This window comes from Acetatifactor muris, from assembly GCF_024623325.1.
GTDB classification, from domain to species: domain Bacteria; phylum Bacillota; class Clostridia; order Lachnospirales; family Lachnospiraceae; genus Acetatifactor; species Acetatifactor muris.
Genome location: NZ_JANJZD010000090.1, coordinates 1 through 2,097, shown reverse-complemented (window position 1 = coordinate 2,097; position 2,097 = coordinate 1). Strand labels below are relative to the sequence as shown.

At 45.8% G+C, this 2,097-nt stretch carries 4 protein-coding genes; all 4 read right to left on the bottom strand.

Features of this window, described 5'->3' with window-relative positions:
- Window positions 1-199 precede the first annotated feature (199 nt).
- The 4 genes from NSB25_RS28980 to rsmI all read right to left on the bottom strand — a co-directional run bounded on the left by NSB25_RS28980 (window position 200) and on the right by rsmI (window position 1,950).
- Window positions 200-454 (bottom strand): spore coat protein, encoded by a 255-nt coding sequence (locus tag NSB25_RS28980; protein WP_103242798.1) that lies wholly within the window; start codon window positions 452-454, stop codon window positions 200-202.
- Window positions 455-540: 86 nt separating this feature from the next.
- Window positions 541-726 (bottom strand): hypothetical protein, encoded by a 186-nt coding sequence (locus NSB25_RS28975; protein ID WP_103242799.1) that lies wholly within the window; start codon window positions 724-726, stop codon window positions 541-543.
- Window positions 727-885: 159 nt separating this feature from the next.
- On the bottom strand, window positions 886-1,065 hold the full coding sequence (locus NSB25_RS28970; RefSeq protein ID WP_103242800.1) for a DUF6472 family protein: 180 nt from the start codon (window positions 1,063-1,065) through the stop codon (window positions 886-888).
- A gap of 33 nt (window positions 1,066-1,098) precedes the next feature.
- The gene (rsmI, locus tag NSB25_RS28965) at window positions 1,099-1,950 is read right to left on the bottom strand and encodes a 16S rRNA (cytidine(1402)-2'-O)-methyltransferase (protein ID WP_103242801.1); all 852 of its coding nucleotides are present in this window, start codon (window positions 1,948-1,950) and stop codon (window positions 1,099-1,101) included.
- Window positions 1,951-2,097 lie beyond the last annotated feature (147 nt).

The following is a 2,097-nucleotide window of genomic DNA, read 5'->3' as shown; positions in this document are numbered from 1 at the left end:
AAGCTCGCTTTTCTGATCAAAACTAAAGATTTTACCCTTATGGATCTGATATAAATTAAGCCGTCAGAACACTTATCTGACGGCTTAATTGCGGTGCTTTCATACCCAAAGTTCAGAAAGAACCGGACAATCCGCCTGCAGTGCCTTTTGTTTATTTATAACAATCTTTCGTATAATTCACTCATATCCTGCCTGCCGCCTACAGCGTGCCCTGGGTGAAAAGGCTCTTCACATGTGCCACCTCTTCCGCCGTTGCCTTGCTTGCGGGAACATAGTATGATTTTTCTCTTGCAATCTGGTAAAGCTCTTCCTGAGACTGTTCACATGCGTTTCTAATCTGCTTTAATGTCTGCTTCAGTTCTTTATTCTCCGACTGTGCAATCATACCCGCATAACGGGTCAGTTCACCGTTGATACCGGCCAGGGTATCTGCTACCATTGTTTTTTCCTGCATCTTCTTTTACCTCTCATTCTGGAATACTCGATTTACAAATCTCAAAACTGTCATGGATTTACAGCTGTTTTTGTCAGTCTGCGGACTTAATTTAAAAATTTCATCAGCTGTTCCTTATTGTCCATGGCTGACCGGGCACCTTTTTCAAAAAACTGCCTGATCTGCGGGTCTTCCGCCTCCTTGGCATATGCCTGCATTTTGCAGTGAGTTGTGTCGAAACCGCCTATGAGATGGCGAAGATTTTGTAAGTCAAGTTCTGAAATATTGCTCATATCCATACCTCCTGTTTTTCATGAATGAAAAGTCCAAAAATACTTTTCATTTTAAGACTACGAGGTTATTATTGACTTACAGTGAAAAATATATACGGCCTTTGACCTGAAACAAGATAACTGCCAAATTCCGGATTTTTCTTTTTTGTACGTTTGTTTCTAAATTTGATGGCGCACCACCCCATATTCATCGTCCAATCTAAAATATGGGCACTCCCTCTGTGTACCCGACAGGAACCGATACATTTCGTCTTCGTCCAGATCTACCAGACAGCTATAGCATTCCTCTTCCTCGTCGTACACATAATTGACACACATGTCACAATTATTGACCGCCATTGGGATTCCCTCCTTTTTTCAGTCTGCTCAGCTTCACGCCTTTTCTCCGGTATGAAGATAAGCATATATTTCTCTTTTGCCCACGCCCCTGTCCTTCGCCACCTGTTTCATGGCTGATTTACCGTCCATTCCCTGATTCTCATAATATGTCATATGTTCTTCTATACTCATGTTCTCCCAGGCTGCGATCTCCTCCTGCCGCTGCTGCCGGAAGCTCTTCCCCTCCACAATCAGCACATATTCTCCTCTGGGTTCCTCCGTCTTATAATATTCCAGCGCCTGAATAAATGTGGTCGGCATTACGGTTTCATATTTCTTCGTCAGCTCCCTGCAAAGCGTAATCTTTCTCTCACCCAGCCAATCATAAAGCTCCTCCAGCGTCCGCACCAGATGATGCGGCGCCTCATAGAGCACCATGGTGCGCGTCTCTTCTGTAAGCTGCGCCAGGACTGTCTTCCTCTCTTTTTTATCCGTGGGCAGAAATCCTTCAAAACAAAATCTTCTGGTGGAAAGCCCGGAAAGCGTCAATGCCGTAATACAGGCCGAAGGGCCCGGCAGGCTGGTGACAATAATTCCCTCCTCATGACACATCCGCACCAGGACTTCCCCCGGATCTGAGATAGCCGGCGTCCCCGCGTCTGTGATCAGCGCTATATTCTTTCCCGCCAGCATTTGCTCTGTGAGCTGCTTCGCCTTCTCCACTTTGTTATATTCGTGATAGCTGGTCATGGGCGTGTGAATGTCAAAATGATTCAGCAGCTTAATACTGTTGCGTGTATCCTCCGCCGCAATCAGGTCCGCCTCCTGCAGCGTCTCAACCGCCCGCGGCGTCATGTCCTGCAGATTTCCGATGGGTGTCGCACATAAATATAATTTCCCTGCCATGCTTTCCTCCTTGCAGTCTTCATAACTTCTCGGAATCTTCAGCCCTTATTTCATGGTGCTTTCAGAACCTATTTTTCAAAAATCACCCACTTTTTTCTCTAAAACACTTGACAAACCAGTCAAAAAATGCGGCGCTTCGCGCCCCTT